Annotated in this window: 11 protein-coding genes; 8 read left to right on the top strand and 3 right to left on the bottom strand. The window is 50.3% G+C overall.

Going from position 1 to position 16,825, the window contains the following annotated elements; all coding sequences use genetic code 11:
- Positions 1–347: 347 nt before the first annotated feature.
- Positions 348–1,706, bottom strand: coding sequence for a molecular chaperone (gene yegD / locus BSPA111_RS03815; RefSeq protein ID WP_183269858.1), 1,359 nt, complete (start codon positions 1,704–1,706; stop codon positions 348–350).
- 121 nt (positions 1,707–1,827) lie between these two features.
- Here yegD and alkA point away from each other — a divergent pair, with 121 nt between their 5' ends.
- A complete protein-coding gene (alkA, locus tag BSPA111_RS03810; protein ID WP_183269857.1) occupies positions 1,828–2,718 on the top strand; it encodes a DNA-3-methyladenine glycosylase 2 in 891 nt (296 codons plus the stop codon).
- Here alkA and BSPA111_RS03805 read toward each other — a convergent pair.
- Complete coding sequence (locus tag BSPA111_RS03805) at positions 2,686–6,018, bottom strand: diguanylate cyclase (protein ID WP_183269856.1); 3,333 nt, start codon at positions 6,016–6,018, stop codon at positions 2,686–2,688. The genes alkA and BSPA111_RS03805 overlap by 33 nt on opposite strands.
- A 355-nt stretch (positions 6,019–6,373) precedes the next feature.
- On the opposite strand from BSPA111_RS03805, the gene udk reads away from it, so the two are divergent.
- The 3 genes from udk (at position 6,374) to asmA (ending at position 9,617) form a co-directional block, all read left to right on the top strand.
- Positions 6,374–7,015 (top strand): uridine kinase, encoded by a 642-nt coding sequence (udk, locus tag BSPA111_RS03800; protein ID WP_064545187.1) that lies wholly within the window; start codon positions 6,374–6,376, stop codon positions 7,013–7,015.
- 152 nt (positions 7,016–7,167) lie between these two features.
- Positions 7,168–7,749, top strand: coding sequence for a dCTP deaminase (gene dcd / locus BSPA111_RS03795; protein WP_183269855.1), 582 nt, complete (start codon positions 7,168–7,170; stop codon positions 7,747–7,749).
- 23 nt (positions 7,750–7,772) lie between these two features.
- Complete coding sequence (asmA, locus tag BSPA111_RS03790; RefSeq protein ID WP_183269854.1) at positions 7,773–9,617, top strand: outer membrane assembly protein AsmA; 1,845 nt, start codon at positions 7,773–7,775, stop codon at positions 9,615–9,617.
- Positions 9,618–9,727: 110 nt separating this feature from the next.
- Here the strand turns inward: asmA and BSPA111_RS03785 are convergent, their stop codons facing one another.
- Positions 9,728–11,308, bottom strand: coding sequence for a TerC family protein (locus BSPA111_RS03785; protein ID WP_183269853.1), 1,581 nt, complete (start codon positions 11,306–11,308; stop codon positions 9,728–9,730).
- Positions 11,309–12,044: 736 nt separating this feature from the next.
- Between BSPA111_RS03785 and BSPA111_RS03780 the strand changes: the two genes are divergently transcribed.
- The 4 genes from BSPA111_RS03780 to wcaA all read left to right on the top strand — a co-directional run bounded on the left by BSPA111_RS03780 (position 12,045) and on the right by wcaA (position 16,823).
- Positions 12,045–13,178, top strand: a complete 1,134-nt coding sequence (locus tag BSPA111_RS03780; RefSeq protein WP_183269852.1) for a polysaccharide export protein — start codon at positions 12,045–12,047, stop codon at positions 13,176–13,178.
- A 6-nt stretch (positions 13,179–13,184) separates the two neighbouring features.
- On the top strand, positions 13,185–13,628 hold the full coding sequence (gene wzb / locus BSPA111_RS03775; RefSeq protein ID WP_183269851.1) for a low molecular weight protein-tyrosine-phosphatase Wzb: 444 nt from the start codon (positions 13,185–13,187) through the stop codon (positions 13,626–13,628).
- A gap of 2 nt (positions 13,629–13,630) precedes the next feature.
- On the top strand, positions 13,631–15,799 hold the full coding sequence (gene wzc / locus BSPA111_RS03770; protein ID WP_183269850.1) for a tyrosine-protein kinase Wzc: 2,169 nt from the start codon (positions 13,631–13,633) through the stop codon (positions 15,797–15,799).
- 187 nt (positions 15,800–15,986) lie between these two features.
- On the top strand, positions 15,987–16,823 hold the full coding sequence (gene wcaA, locus BSPA111_RS03765) for a colanic acid biosynthesis glycosyltransferase WcaA (protein ID WP_183269849.1): 837 nt from the start codon (positions 15,987–15,989) through the stop codon (positions 16,821–16,823).
- Positions 16,824–16,825: the final 2 nt, after the last annotated feature.

Here is a 16,825-nt window from a genome sequence, read left to right as displayed (position 1 = left end):
AGCTCATCGGGATTCGTTCCCTTGCCGCCGCAATGCAACTCGAATTATTTTGGGTACTCTAGTGTAGTGAGTGAGGGCGGCGGAAAAATGGAGGAAATATGAAGTACTGTATGGATAAGTCTTAATGGGGGCTTTTCTGCGTGGCTCCTCGTAGGAATGTGATGACAGAGTAGCCAGCCAGACTCTTCGAAAATAAACTGTGGTTTATAACGCTTTTACGGCGATCTGATAAGGCATGCAGAATTGAGGCAATGGGAGGGAAACTTTCTTTGTTAGTTCAGCTACCGGAAGGGAATAAAGTGTTCCGAATTTAAGCAAAGCCGTGAGTTTCCCCACGGCGTTGCATTTTAGTCTTTAAAGACGACATCAGCCCAGCGCGCAAGGCCTGCGGTCACCGATCCGAAATCATCGCCACCGGCCAGTGGAATCCCCGGCAATTGTTGAGCCAGAGCCTGTTTTAGCAACGGCGAGCGAGCGCTGCCGCCGGTGAGATAAATCACGTCAGGTTTCACGGCGCTGTTTTCCAGTGCCAGGGTGACTTGCTCCATAATCCGCTGCAACGGCTGGCTAATTGCACTTTCCAGCTCGGGTTGGCTGATATCGCAGCCCAACTCTTTACTGATAAACGGTAACAGCGTGGCGACCTGCTTACTGTCTGAAAGGGCAATTTTGCTCTCTTCAGCGGCACGCACCAGGCGATAGCTCAGGCGCTGACGCCAGACTTTTTGCAAGTGTGCGACTTTTTCCGGGTCACGAGAATCGCGTACCAGTTCATTGAGCATGCGGCCATTGGCGCTACTGTAAAAATCGTTTTGCGCAGGGACATCGTTTATCGCCACAGCATTCCACCATGGCAATACCGGCAATGCGATGCCTTTTTCGGTTTGACCACCCATCCCCAATAACGGGGAAAGCTGTTTGAATGCCAGCATAATATCGAGGTCATTACCCCCCACTCGGCAACCACTGTGGCCGAGCAGACTCTGTTCGCGGTCACGACGAGCGCGCCATTGTGGCCCCATCAGTAAAACTGAGCAGTCCGTTGTACCGCCACCGATATCGACTACCAGTACCTGTTTTTCTTCGGTTAACGTGGCCTCAAAATCCAGGCCTGCGGCAACCGGCTCAAACTGAAAGACCACGTCTTTAAAGCCTGCACGATGTGCTGCGCGATCGAGGATCCCTTGCGCCTGCTGATTAGCCTCGTCTCCGCCTAAACCCTGGAAGTTTATCGGACGGCCAATGACGGCCTGAGTGATGGGGTCGTCAACCTGGCTTTGTGCCTGATTACGAATGTGCAGCATCATGGCGCAAACCAAATCTTCAAACACTGCGACTTGCTGTGGCTTTAAGCCTGTCGCGCCGAGAAAGGATTTCGGTGATTTAACAAAGTAAACCTCTTCCGGATCTTCCATATACTGGCGCAACGAACTCAGCCCGAACTGCACGCTGCCTGGCAACACGTCGATATCTTCTTCGCGGTTAAAAGAGACCGCACGGCGCAGCAAGGCCTGAGTTTCAGTCCCTGTTGCCGGAACGTCGTGATGGCGATATAACCACTCACTGACCGATTCACGCGTTGGCGCACACAACATCGACGGAAGCAACGTTGAACCGTTTTCCATCTCCAGCGCCACTGGAACACCATCGCGCATCACTGCTACAGAGCAGTTTGCAGTACCATAATCAAAGCCTATAAATTGCATAACGTCCCCATGCCGGTGAAGAAGGGGGGCGACTTTAGCGGAATGTTTCGCTTCGGGCAATAGAATTACCCTGCATAATTCAAGCGGTATTCATGGCGAGACTCAACGACAGGACGAAAAAATGTATCAGTTGGACTACAAGCCACCCTATGACTGGAAGTGGATGTTTGGTTTTCTCGCAGGCCGCGCAGTCAGTGGGATTGAGACGGTCAGCGAAACACATTACTGCCGGAGTTTTGCATTCGATAACCATCAGGGATTACTGGCGCTTGTGCCTGACGAAGCCGCTTGTCAGTTGAACGTGACTTTGAGCGCGGGTTTGCAACCGGTCGCCAGTGAGGTTTTGCAGCGAATCAAACAGCTGCTTGATCTCGACTGCCAGCCCCAGACCATTCTTGAAAGCCTGGGAGATTTATCGGCAGCACGCCCAGGCCTGCGTTTGCCGGGCTGCATGGATACGTTTGAGCAGTCGATACGTGCCATTTTGGGCCAACTGGTGAGTGTGGCAATGGCGGCAAAACTAACCAGTAAACTGGCACAAGCTTTTGGTGAGCCGTTGGCACAAGACCCTGACTGGCGGCTTTTTCCTACGCCTGAACGCCTGGCATTATTACGCCCGGAACAGCTAAAAGCGTTGGGAATGCCGCTTAAGCGCGGTGAAGCGATCATTCATATGGCGCGTTTAATGGTGGAGGGGAAGTTTGCGCACAACCGTCCAACGGATGTTGAACACGGGGTAAAGGTGTTGACCACTTATCCAGGCATTGGCCGGTGGACGGCAAACTACATCGCCTTACGTGGATGGCAGGCAAGTGATGTGTTCTTGCCCGATGATTACCTGATTAAGCAACGATTTCCAGGCATGACGCCCGCGCAAATCCGCCGTTATGCGGAGCGCTGGAAACCCTGGCGCTCCTATGCGTTATTACATATCTGGTATAGCGACGGCTGGGTGCCGTCGACGTCAGAGACTTCAGAGTTAGTTAATGGCGAAATAACCGGTATTCAATAATGTCTCCAGTGGAATCGGTTGGGAGACGGCTTCACCATAAATCAGGTCGAATCCGATACCGGAAAGCGTATCCATCACCAACGGCATATCGGCAGGTCCTGCAATGGCTTGCAAGGATTGACGATGCGCGTGTCCATGGATGATGGTCACCATCATTTCGTCCATCAGGTTGTTATGCACGTTTTGAATCAGTTCATCATCAACAATGATGTAGCTGAACTTTTGGCGTGAAATTCGTTTAAAGATGTCGAGATCACGGCCTACGTGGCTGAGAATTAAATGGCAGCCGCTGTCGCGCAGGCGTTGCAGATTGTTGTCGATCTTCTCATCTTCGATGAGCAGCGCTTCGCTATGGATATTCAAATGTAATAATCGTGCAGGCAGCGAACTGCGCGCTAAACGAGCCAGTATTTCATCGATAACCTTGTCATTAGCGAGGCCATGGAAGGAGAGGGGAAGCGCCACGCCAAAACCTTTGTTGGCCACCTGAAGCGCAAATTTACTGAAGAATTCATTGAAAATTCGCAGGTCGAGCGCGCATTGCAGCTCTTTGTCTTTCACTGTGGTGCGGAACATCGATTCATCCAGTACCACGTCGTCATTCTCTTTGAAACGTAATGACAGCAGATAGAAACTGGTTGATTCCGGAATGCGTGGCGGGGCAACGGCTTTTGCGATCATCAGGATAGGATTCTCGTTGATGATGCGTTTTTGCTCGTCTGGCGGCAGATTCTGGTTTTCTTTGCGAATGGCATGCTGAGATGATTCAAACACAGTCACCCGACCACGCCCACCGTTTTTCGAGGCGTAGCAGGCGATGTCAGCCTGAGACAGGACTTCAGGTGCGATGCGGTTATCGGCATCAATTTGTGTGATACCCGCGCTTGCGCCAATGCGATGTAAACGCCCGTTCCACGTAAAGTGGTAGTCGTTAATACTTTGGATAATACGCTCAGCAATATGTCGCGCATTATCCGACGAGCAATCCGGAAGCAACAGACCAAATTCATCGCCGCCCAATCGAGCGAGGAAATCGCCGGTGCGTAACATGCTGAGCATCAAAGAGGAGAGTTCACGCAGTAACGCGTCACCCGCAGCGTGGCCAGCGGTGTCATTCACCGCTTTAAAACGGTCAAGGTCGATGAACACCAGGGCGTGGCGCTGATGGTTTTCACCGGCACTTTGCAGCAAACGTTTGAGATGATTTTCGAAACTGACGCGGTTTGCCAGGTGGGTTAGCCCATCGTGTGAAGCGCTATAGCTCAACTGTTTGAGCATTTTACGCGATTCGGTCACATCCTGAATAACCAGCACTGAGCCAATACTTTGCCCATCAAGCGTGGTCAGTGGCGTTATGCTGTAATGGATATCGTGGCTACCGCCGTTGCGACAATGCAGGACTACATCATGTTCGATGGTGGTGCGGGAATAATCACCGCTATGAATATTCTCCATTATCGGGCCAGTGTCGCCGAAAGTGATGTGGAGAATCGTCAGAATATGTTGGCCGATTGCCTGCTGTTGCGGCCAGCCGCTGAGCTTCTCGGCAATGGGGTTCATAAAGGTGATGTTCATATCAACATCGGTACAAATAACCGCTTCACCGATGGAATCCAGCGTGATGTGCAGGCGTTCTTTTTCCTGATACAGCGCTTCGTTCAGCAGTTTGACTTCTGTCATATCCATGTTGATACCGAGCAGGCGCTCAACATCCCCATTTTTATTCAATACGCGGTTGGCGAGGGATCGAATATGACGAATGCCATCTTTAACGTGAATGCGGTATTCCATTTTGAAGGGAATACGGGCGCGTAGGGCATCGTGAACGGTTTTCTCCGCGGCCGGTGCGTCATCGGCAACAAGACAATCAAGCCACAAAGCGTAGGTCGGTTTCACATGTGCCGGGATTTCGTAGAGATCAAACATACGTTTATCCCAACTGATGACATCGCTCCCCAGGTCCCATTCCCAAATGCCAATGCCGCCTGCTTCATTGGCAAGCGTGATGCGCTCCATCAGGCGCTTATTCACCCACTCGGTATGTTTGAGGTCATTAATATCTTCTATTTGTGCAATCAAATAGAGTGGGGAAGCGTCGATATCACGCACGATAGATACGGCGAGTAACGCCCACACCACATCGCCTTTACTGGTGTAATAGCGTTTTTCCATCGAGTAACTATTAATACTGCCGCTTATCAGCATATTGAGTTGCTGCAAATCACCGTGTAAATCTTCCGGATGAGTGATTTGTTGGAAGGTCAAAGAACGAAGCTGTTCTGCCGTATAGCCCAGGAATTTACTTAACGATTTATTGACTTGCAGCCACTGGCCGTCTATCGAAACCAGGGCCATCCCAATGGCGGAATATTCCATCGCATTACGAAAACGCGCTTCGCTTTCCGTAATGTGTTTACGCTCTTCGCGGAACGAATACATCACCATCGTCATCACGTTAGCAGGCAGTAAAATCAGCAGGAATGGCAGCCACGGAGCATTGTTCATCACGGTGGTATGAGGCTGTACAATAGACGAACTGTTGGTTGCTACCATCAACGAAACAACCATCAGCGTGGAGAGGAAAATAATGAAGGCTTCCAGGCGCGGCAGGCGGATCGCGCTCCACATCAGAAAAACGATAATAAAGGTAAATGGCCACGGCATATAACGCAGGGCCAGATAGCTAAGTAATAGAGTAATAACAAAAGTGAGTATTGTTTCTATGAATAGTTTTGGGTTTTTATGCCGCAATAAATAGCTAGGTTTGAACAATAATGCGATGGGAACCAGTGCCAGGGTGCCAATAGTTTCAGACAAAACCCAGACGAAAAATGTTTTTGCAATGCTTTCACTGGCCGAACCGGTAAGAACTATCGCCAGTAAACCGCCAATCAACGGCGGAATCAGCGCACTACAAACGACCAACTTAGCCCAATTATTTAGGTTTTGTAATGGGTTATGCTGCGTGATAAAACGCCGCATTAACGATGCACCCAGTAAAGCTTCAGTAATATTGATAGCCGTAAAAATGAGGTCTATCTCACCGACGGGCAGTAATACTGCCGAAGCACACAAACTCCCCGCAGAACAAACAACGATGACCATCGGCCATTGGCGCAAAGGGTTACGGAACAGCGCTACCATCATCAGAGCAGTTGGGAACCATAGCGGTGCTAAAACAGTTCCTACCAGAGATAATTCCAGGGAGTAAAAGGTGAATATAAAGCTTAAAATCCCCAACCCCACCGGCAGTACGAAGGAAGGTATTGCGATTAACTCTTTTGTGCTTTGTTTGATCATTACCGCAAATCCGTTAAGGCGTGCCGCCAGGTGACATGCCCGGATGCAAATAAAAAGATAATTTCGGTTTATGCTAGTACAAACAATTTACATTTCCTATGCAGTTCGGTCATAAATTAACATCAAGAAGTCACAAAAAGTGATATTTGGCAGACTTATTTTCCTCACCTGTTACTCGGCACGTGTTCAGGGGGGACATTCGCGCCACGCCTTCAGCCCAACAGCCCTTCAGCTAAAATCACCCGCCAGAGCGCATTACTCTGGTATCAGAGGGCGGATCTCCCTATAATTGCCGCGTTTGACGTCTTTCGCGTCGCCCTTCCTCAACATTTAAGTCAACAAGGCTCGTTACAACATGACTGACAAGTCCCATCAATGCGTCATCATCGGGATAGCCGGTGCGTCGGCTTCAGGAAAAAGTCTTATAGCCAGCACACTGTATCGCGAACTGCGTGATCAGGTTGGTGATGAACACATTGGTGTCATTCCAGAAGATAGTTACTACAAAGACCAAAGCCATCTTTCGATGGAAGAACGAGTTAAGACGAATTACGACCATCCCAACGCGATGGACCACAATTTACTGTTCCAACATCTGCAATCTCTGAAAGCCGGTAATCCGATTGAACTGCCCGTTTATAGTTATGTGGAACATACCCGTACCGGTAACACCGTTCACTTAATGCCGAAGAAAGTCATCATTCTGGAAGGGATTTTGTTGCTGACGGATGCCCGTCTGCGCGAAGAGATGAATTTCTCCATTTTTGTTGATACGCCGCTGGATATTTGTCTGATGCGCCGTATGAAACGTGATGTTAACGAACGTGGCCGTTCGATGGATTCCGTTATGGCCCAGTATCAGAAAACCGTTCGCCCTATGTTTTTACAATTCATCGAACCTTCCAAGCAGTATGCCGATATTATCGTGCCGCGCGGGGGCAAAAACCGTATCGCCATCGATATTCTGAAGGCGAAAATTAGTCAGTTCTTTGAATAACCATCAGGCATAACCGCCTCTGGACGAGCGCGTTCTTCTGGCCCGCTCGCAAAAAATAATGTAACCCCAGAGTTTACCTGTCTTAGCGTGGCTATATTAGCCCCGCTGTGGCAGGGTAAATAAAACTGAGCATGAGATAAGGAGCATCACTGATGCGTTTGTGTGACCGCGATATAGAAGCCTGGCTTGATGACGGGCGCTTAACGATTACCCCTCGTCCGCCAGTTGAACGCATTAGCGGTGCTACCGTTGATGTCCGTTTGGGTAACAAATTCCGTACTTTCAGTGGCCATACCGCGCCGTTTATTGATTTAAGCGGCCCTAAAGATGAAGTCAGCGCTGCGCTGGATCGCGTGATGAGCGATGAAATCGTTCTCAATGAAGGCGATGCCTTCTACCTGCATCCGGGCGAGCTGGCTCTGGCAGTAACGCTTGAGTCCGTTAAGATCCCTGCTGATTTAGTCGGTTGGTTAGATGGCCGTTCATCTTTGGCTCGTTTGGGCCTGATGGTGCACGTCACCGCACACCGTATCGACCCAGGCTGGCATGGCTGCATCGTTCTTGAGTTCTATAATTCCGGTAAGCTGCCTTTAGCGTTACGCCCGGGCATGATGATTGGCGCTCTGAGCTTCGAGCCACTCTCAGGCCCGGCTGCACGTCCTTACAACAGCCGCCAGGATGCGAAATATCGCGATCAGCAAGGTGCGGTTGCAAGCCGTATTGATAAGGACTGAGTTCCCATCTGTATGAGGGCTGTATGAAACGATTTTTAACCACGCTGATGATCTTGCTGGTGGTACTAATAGCCGGCCTTTCTGCGTTGGTGCTATTGGTTAACCCCAATGATTTTCGTGAATATATGGTGCGCCAGGTTGAATCCCGCAGCGGCTACCAGTTGAAGATAGAGGGTTCGCTGCGTTGGCACGTCTGGCCGCAACTCAGTATTTTGTCCGACCGTATGTCTCTCACAGCACCTGGGGCTAGCCAGCCTTTGCTCAGCGCTGAAAATATGCGTCTTGATGTGGCGTTAATCCCGCTAATATCCCACCAATTACACGTTCATCAGGTGATGCTCAAAGGGGCGGTGATTCAACTCACGCCGCAAACGGAAGAGCGTCGACCGAAAGATGCCCCTGTGGGGCCATCAAGCAGTATCCCTGAACCTGGCGAAGAGCGCGGTTGGTCCTTCGATATTGCCAAATTAAAAGTGGTCGATAGTGTTCTGGTGTTCCAGCATGACGGCGACGAGCAAATTACCGTACGCGATATCAATCTGGGCATGGAGCAGGATGATAAAAAACAGGCGCATATTGAACTCAGCAGCCGTATCAATCGCGACCAGCGTGATTTGAATCTCTCAGTGGTGGCTGATTTGAATGCCGCTGATTATCCGCAGCAGCTTGTTGCCAATATCTCTCAGCTCAATTATCAGATTCAGGGGGCCGATCTTCCCGCGAATGGGATTTCCGGCACCAGCACGCTGACGGCTCGCTGGTTTGAACCCGAACGTCGAGTCGAACTCAGCCAGTTGCAAATGACGGCAAACGACAGCGATTTACAAGGTAATGCGAGTGTAGTGCTGAAAGAGAAACCCCAGTGGGTACTCGATCTGCGTTCCAGTAAGCTGAATCTTGATGCTCTGGTCGCTGCGAATGCCGTGACCAGCACTCAGGCGGTACAGAAGGCGCAGCAGCAACCGACGTTGCCACGCCCGATAATTGCGTCAGGTGGCGAAGATACCGCTTACCAGAATTTGCGCGGCTACAGCGCGCAGGTGAGCATTGCCGCTTCCAGTGTGCGCTGGCGCGGGCTGGATTTCACCGATGTGCAATCGGCGATGACCAACCAGTTCGGCCTGCTGACGGTATCTGAACTGACAGGGAATTTGGGTCAAGGCAGTATGTCGTTCCCCGGTCAACTTGATGCGCGTAAGAATCAGCCGCAATTAACCTTTAATCCTAAAGTGGATAACATTGAAATTGGGCCGATTCTCACCGCCTTCGACTATCCCATTGCGTTGTCGGGTTTGCTGTCGATGGAAGGGGAATTTAGCGGCGACAAACTCAATGCCGAAGCTTTCCGCCGCAGCTGGCAAGGGAATGCGAGCATAACGATGTCGCATTCCACGATGACGGGGATGAACTTCCAGCAGCTGATTCAACAAGCGGTAACTCGCAGCAATGATGACGTGAAGGCAAAAGAAAATTACGACAATGTCACGACCCTGGATAGCTTCTCGGCACAGGCAACCCTCGACAACGGTGACCTGGCGCTGAAGAAAATGGAGGGTAAGTCTTCCGTGCTGGCGCTGACCGGGCAAGGTTCGTTAGATTTGGTCAAACAGCTTTGTGATACCCAATTTAATGTCACCGTGCTGGGCGGTTGGGAAGGGGACAGTAAGCTGATTGACGTGCTGAAAACCACGCCTATTCCATTGCGCGTTTACGGCCCGTGGCAGAAGCTTAACTACTCATTACAAGTTGACCAGGTCTTGCGTAAGCAGTTGCAGAGTGAAGCGAAACGTCGCCTGAATGAGTGGTTAGAGAAGCATAAAGACAGCAGCAAATCGAAAGATGTGAAGGAGCTGCTCAATAACCTGTAATGCTAAGAAGCGTTGAGTGATTGGGTGGATGCCGCGGTTGCGGATCCACCCAACAACTCCATTGCCCAGGTCGGATTAGCGGTAGCGACGTCCGACCCTATCTTCTGTACTCATACCTCGTAATCCGCCTTATCATCGGTCTCCAACGGCACAATCTGCACTTTCTGCACTCGGTGGCTTTCCACCTGCAGGGTGCGTAACAGGAAATTCCCCACCTCAACCGTTTCGCCTGTCACCGGAATATGCTGTAGCGACTCCATCAATAACCCGGCAATAGTGTGATAGTTGCGTTTGTCTTCCAGCGGCAACGGCACGTACTGGACTAAATCATCAAGCGGCATGTGGCCGTTTGCCGTCCAGCTTCCATCCGGATTTTTCTGGATGTCATGGCGCGCGTCTATCTCTTCCACTTCATTTGGCAAATTACCGGCGATGGTTTCCATCACGTCACTTAACGTCACCACCCCTTCGACTGAACCAAACTCATCCACGACAAAGGCAAAGTGTGTTCTGGCATTACGGAATTGCTCCAGTGCAGCCAGCAAAGGCAGTGTCTCCGGGAAAATCAACGGCTGGCGTATCAGCACTTCAAGATCGAACGGCTCACCTTTTAACGTTTGCTGTAGCAGATCAATGACGTGCACCACACCCAAAATTTCATCGCCGCTGCCGGTTACCACGACGCGGGTATGTTGGTTTTTATCCAGCAGCACACGGATTTCAGCTTCTGGGGAGCTCAAGTTGATGTACTCGACGTCATGACGCGAGGTCATGATGCTGCTCACCGTTCGCTGGTTCAGGTTCAGCACACGTTCAATCATCAGCCGCTCTTGCGGGTCAAAGATTTCATCTTGTGGCGTATGATCGGCAATCAACGATGCGGTTTGCGGATCCAGCTCCGCTTCTTCCTTTTTACCGTTCAACAAACGCAGCACCGCTTCGGCAGTGCGCTGGCGTAACGATTGATCGGCTGATAAGAAGCGGCGGCGATTGAAAATGGCAAGTTGATTGAGGCTTTCAATCATCACTGAGAAGCCGATGGCCGCGTACAAATAGCCTTTCGGGATATGATAGCCAAAGCCATCCGCCACCAGGCTAAAACCAATCATCAGCAGGAAGCTCAGACACAAAATCACAATAGTCGGATGGTTATTCACAAAGCGTGTCAGCGCTTTGCTCGCCAGCAACATCAGGCAAATGGCAATAATCACCGCGGCCATCATGACGGCCAGATGGTCAACCATCCCCACTGCGGTAATCACTGAATCCAGAGAAAACACCGCATCCAGAATCACTATTTGTGCCACAACGGGCCAAAATCGTGCGCCGCGCCGCTGGGAGTGCGTTTCGCTGTCTTTGCCCTCAAGTCGCTCATTGAGCTCAACGGTGGCTTTGAATAACAGGAACAAACCGCCGAAAAGCATGATCAGGTCCCTTGCGCTAAAGGCGAGTTCACCGGCATGAAAGAGTGGGCGAGTCAGTGTGACAAGCCAGGAGATTGAGGCCAGAAGCAATAAGCGCATCAACATGGCGAGGACCAGCCCAGTGACGCGGGCGCGGTCGCGTTGCGCCGGAGGCAATTTTTCGGCAAGGATGGCGATAAACACCAGGTTATCAATACCAAGGACTAGCTCAATAACCACCAGGGTTATGAGGCCTGCCCAGATCGATGGGTCGGCAATCCATTCCATAAATCGTTCATAACCTTTTATAAGATGACAAATGTCACAATGAAATGATGGATAATCGAGTGGGAAATTGCAATATTCGCGCGGGATAAATCCTGCATGGATTAATGTTGGTGTTTAAACTTGCTCAATCCCGCTTAATAACCAAGGTAAATAATTAATCATTTTCCGAATTGTCATGTCATTTAATTTTCCAGTAATGAAATTCACATGAGATAGTTCTGTATATTATTTCCGGACGTATCAGTAATTAATTTTCTGTCAATATAAAGAAATTCCTAAAGCTGTCTAATTGTGTTGTTAATACTATTCTTAAAAGTCTCGGTATTGTTGGAGGGTGCCTTGCCTGATATAGGGTTAACTGCAACAATCCGTATCGGTGTCTGATATTAGATGTATTTTTTATATTCGCTGAAGCCATGATATTTAACCTGGTGGTGGGGTTTTTTGTTCCTCAGATAATTCTTTGGATTTAACCCCTGCCATTGCTACTCCTTATAAATTGTCTCTTTTCAGTAGGTTGGTGACTGTAAGCCAGGGGCGGTAGCATGCTCAAAGGCCAGAGAATAAGCCTCAATTATTCTGTCAATAGGATGTCGGGAAATAAGCGTTTTTTTAGGATTGATGCCAGTTATTTCAAACGGCAAGTAGGTTTCAATTCATGCCTCATTCAAAAACCTAACGAGTCACTTATTTTATTCGTTCAGGATAATTACTCTGCCATAGTGATAAATACTCAATGATAAAATACAAACTTAAATTGATGCCTTTATTGGTATCGGTAGCCCTTATGAGTGGTTGCACAGTCCTCCCCGGTAGCAATATGTCGACGATGGGGAAAGATGTGATCAAACAGCAGGATTCAGATTTCAATCTGGATCGCATGGTTAACGTGTATCCATTAACACCACGCCTGGTTGAACAATTACGTGTTCGCCCCGCGGTCGCGCAGCCAAATATGTCTCTCGACCAGGAGATCGCTGCTTACCAATATCGTGTTGGTCCGGGCGACGTTTTGAACGTCACGGTCTGGGATCACCCTGAACTGACGACGCCTGCAGGCCAGTACCGTAGCTCAAGCGATGCTGGTAACTGGGTACAGTCGGACGGCACCATGTTCTATCCCTACGTTGGTAAAGTGAAAGTCACCGGCAAAACACTTTCTGAAATCCGCAGTGATATTACCAGCCGCCTTGCGACGTACATTGCTGACCCGCAGGTGGACGTTAATATCGCTGGGTTCCGTTCCCAAAAAGCCTATGTCTCAGGCCAGGTCAACAAATCCGGCCAACAGCCCATCACCAACGTGCCACTCACAGTACTGGACGCCATTAACGCCGCGGGTGGCCTGACTGATGCAGCCGACTGGCGCAACGTCGTTCTGACACACAACGGCAAGGAAAAACGGATTTCCCTGCAAGCGCTGATGCAAAACGGTGACCTGAGCCAGAACCATCTGCTTTATCCCGGTGACATCCTGTTTGTTCCGCGTAATGACGACCTGAAAGTGTTTGTGATGGGCGAAGTGAAGAAACAGACCACCCTGAAAATGGACTTCAGCGGTATGACGCTGACCGAAGCGTTGGGTCAGGCTGAAGGTCTGGATATGACCGCATCGAACGCCAGCGGGATATTTGTGATTCGCCCACTCAAAGATAAGCAGAGCGGCAAGATTGCCAACATTTACCAGCTTGATATGTCGGATGCGACATCGCTGGTCATGGGTACCGAATTCCAGTTGCAGCCATACGATGTGGTTTATGTGACTACCGCACCGATCACACGTTGGAATCGTCTGATTAACCAACTGCTGCCAACCATCAGTGGCGTTCGTTATATGACGGATGCAGCCAAAGATATCCATACCTGGTAGGGCGCTATGTTCAACAAAATTTTGGTTGTCTGTGTGGGGAACATCTGCCGTTCCCCAACCGCTGAGCGGTTACTGAAAAGCTATCACCCGGAACTTACCGTGACGTCTGCGGGGCTCGGGGCGCTCGTGGGGAAAGGGGCTGATGTCGGTGCCATTCGTGTGGCGCAGCAGCATAACCTCTCTCTTGAGGGCCATTGTGCAAAACAGGTCTCCGGCAAAATGTGCCGCGAATACGACCTGATCCTCGCCATGGAAAAACGCCACATCTCCGCAATTTGCGAAATGGTTCCAGAGATGCGCGGCAAAGTGATGCTGTTTGGTCACTGGGATGCGGAACGGGAAATTCCCGATCCGTATCGCAAAAGTCATGACGCTTTTGAAGCGGTTTACGGTCTTCTGGATCTCAGTGCCCAAAAATGGGCTCACGCACTCAACGCTCATCAGGGATAACAATGACAGAAAAATCAAGCCGTTCGAGCGCCCTCACTGAGGGCAATGATGAAATTGATATTGGCCGATTGTTTGGTACGGTGCTCGAAGCCCGTTGGTGGGTTTTGGGGATTACGGCCATTTTTGCTTTATTGGCCGTGGTCTATGCCATGTGCGCCACGCCAATTTATAAAGCCGATGCGCTGGTACAAATCGAACAAAACGCCGGTAACTCGCTGGTCAATAACATTAGCTCTGCGCTCTCTAACAAACCGCCTGCTTCTGCTGCCGAAATGCAGCTGATTCAGTCGCGCCTGGTGTTAGGTAAAACTGTCGACTCTCTCAACCTTGATATCTCGGTCGATAAAAACAGCTTCTGGCTGTTGGGTGCGGTCTGGGACATGCTGCAAGGCCGTCAGAACGACACTGTTGTGGTCGATACCTTTAATCTTCCGGCAGGCCAGGGCAAAAACGTCTTTACCGTGGAAGTGCTTAGCCCAACGCAGTATTTACTGACCAGCAATAACGGTTTTAGCGCCAAAGGGCAGGTTGGACAATCGCTGAATAAAGATGGCATCGCGATGACCGTAAGCGCTATCAAAGCGCAAGTGGGCGATACTTTTACAGTCACCAAATACTCAACGCTCGGCATGATTAACCAGCTTCAGGGCAACCTGACAGTGGCTGAAAATGGCAAAGACACCGGGGTGCTGAGCCTGTCTTATACCGGTGAAGATCGCGACAAAATCCGCAACATTCTCGATAGCATCACCCGTAATTATCTTGAGCAGAATATCCAGCGTAAGTCAGAAGAGGCGGCGAAAAGCCTGAAATTCCTCGCCGAACAGTTGCCGGAAGTGCGCTCCCGCCTTGATGCAGCTGAAAACAAACTCAACGCTTATCGCCAGCAACAAGACTCAGTTGACCTGTCGCTTGAGGCTAAATCTGTCCTCGACACCATGGTGAACATCGATGCGCAACTCAATGAGCTGACCTTCAAAGAAGCTGAAATCTCCAAGCTGTACACCAAAGTTCACCCGGCGTATCGCACGCTTTTGGAAAAACGCCAAACCCTGGAAGAAGAGAAAGCCCGCCTGAATGGGCGTGTGACGGCGATGCCGAAAACCCAGCAGGAAATCGTGCGTCTAACGCGTGATGTGGAATCTGGCCAGCAGGTTTATATGCAGCTGTTGAATAAACAGCAGGAGCTGAAAATCACTGAGGCCAGCACCGTCGGTGATGTGCGTATTGTCGATGCGGCGATTGCTCAGCCGGGTATGGTCAAACCACAGCGTGCGCTGATTATCCTCGGCAGCATAATCCTCGGTCTGATGTTGTCGATTATGGGCGTGCTGTTACGTTCACTGTTTAATCGTGGCATCGAAAGCCCGGCGGTACTGGAAGAGGCGGGAATCGGCGTCTATGCCTGCATCCCACTGTCCGAATGGCAGAAATCCCGCGACAACGGCACGGTGCGTAATGTCAAAGGGGCCAGGCGTAACAAGCAAAGCCAACTGCTGGCCGTCGGCAACCCGACGGATCTGGCCATCGAAGCGATTCGTAGTCTGCGTACCAGTCTGCACTTCGCCATGATGCAGGCGCCAAACAATGTCCTGATGTTAACGGGTGTGAGCCCATCCATCGGTAAGACGTTTGTTTGCGCCAACCTCGCCGCGGTGATTAGCCAGACCAACAAACGGGTGCTGCTTATCGACTGCGATATGCGCAAAGGCTATACCCACGAACTTCTTGGCACCACCAACACCAATGGTCTGGCGGATGTGTTATCCGGCCACGCTGAAATCAGCCGCTGCGCACAAAAAACCTCCGTGCCTAACTTTGACCTCGTACCGCGCGGAGTCGTGCCATCCAATCCTTCGGAACTGTTGATGAGCGATCGTTTTGCTGAACTGGTGGCATGGGCAAGCAAGAGCTACGACCTGGTATTGATTGATACCCCGCCAATTCTTGCTGTCACCGACGCCGCTGTCGTGGGTCGTCATGCAGGCACCACGCTGATGGTGGCGCGTTACGCGGTCAATACGCTGAAGGAAGTCGAAACCAGCCTAAGCCGCTTTGAGCAAAATGGCATCAAGGTACGTGGCGTAATTCTCAACTCTATCTTCCGCCGTGCCGCGGGATATGAGGATTACGGTTACTACGAGTACGAATATAAATCTGATGCTAAATAGCCTTCGCCCTCACCCTAACCCTCTCCCCCAGGGAGAGGGGATTAAAACGGCTTCTCCCTCAGGGAAAGGGATTTGTTTTCTCCTTCTCCCTCAGGGAAAGGGATCGGTTTTCTCCTTCTCCCTCAGGGAGAAGGCCGGGATGAGGGTGGGTTAACTTGCCATCAACGAGACTTCTTTGGGGAACGCCATGAATAACCCACTTATCTCTATTTATATGCCGACATGGAACCGTCAGCAGCTGGCGATCCGCGCCATCAAATCGGTGCTTCGCCAGGATTATGAGCACTGGGAAATGTTAATCGTTGATGACTGCTCTTCCTCATATGAGCAGTTGCAGCGTTTTGTTGAAGAACTGGGCGATGTGCGAGTTCGATACGTCCGCAACGATTTCAACTCCGGCGCATGTTCGGTGCGGAATCAGGCTATCAGCCAGGCAACAGGTGAGTTGATTACAGGTATTGATGATGATGATGAATGGACGCCCAACCGCCTGTCGGTATTTCTGGCGCATCAACACCAGTTGGTTACCCACGCCTTTTTGTATGCCAACGATTACGTTTGCGAAGGGCAGGTTTACTCGCAGCCCGCCAGTTTGCCGTTGTACCCAAAATCTCCATTTTCATTAAAGCTGTTTTATAAGCGCAATATTATTGGTAATCAGGTGTTTACCTACGCAAGCCGTTTCAAAGCCTGCCTGTTTGATACTACGCTGGCAGCCGCTCAGGATTACGATATTTTCTTGCGTATGGTGGTGGAGTATGGCCAACCGTGGAAAGTGGAAGAGGCGACGCAAATTCTGCATATCAATCACGGCGAAATGCAGATAACTAAATCGCCCAAGAAATTCGCGGGGTACTTCCATTTTTATCAAAAGCACAAGGACAAATTCGACCGGGCCAGCAAGAAATACCAACTATTTACGCTTTATCAAATCCGCAATAAGCGCATGTCTTTGCGCACCTTATTAGCGTTGTTAAGTGTGCGAAACACCAAACGCCTGGCCGATGGATTACGGGGGAAATAACG

Source organism: Buttiauxella sp. A111, from assembly GCF_014189855.1.
In the GTDB taxonomy this organism is placed as follows: domain Bacteria; phylum Pseudomonadota; class Gammaproteobacteria; order Enterobacterales; family Enterobacteriaceae; genus Buttiauxella; species Buttiauxella selenatireducens.
The sequence above is the reverse complement of the archived record's forward strand: the minus strand, read 5'-3'. Positions and strand labels throughout refer to the sequence as shown.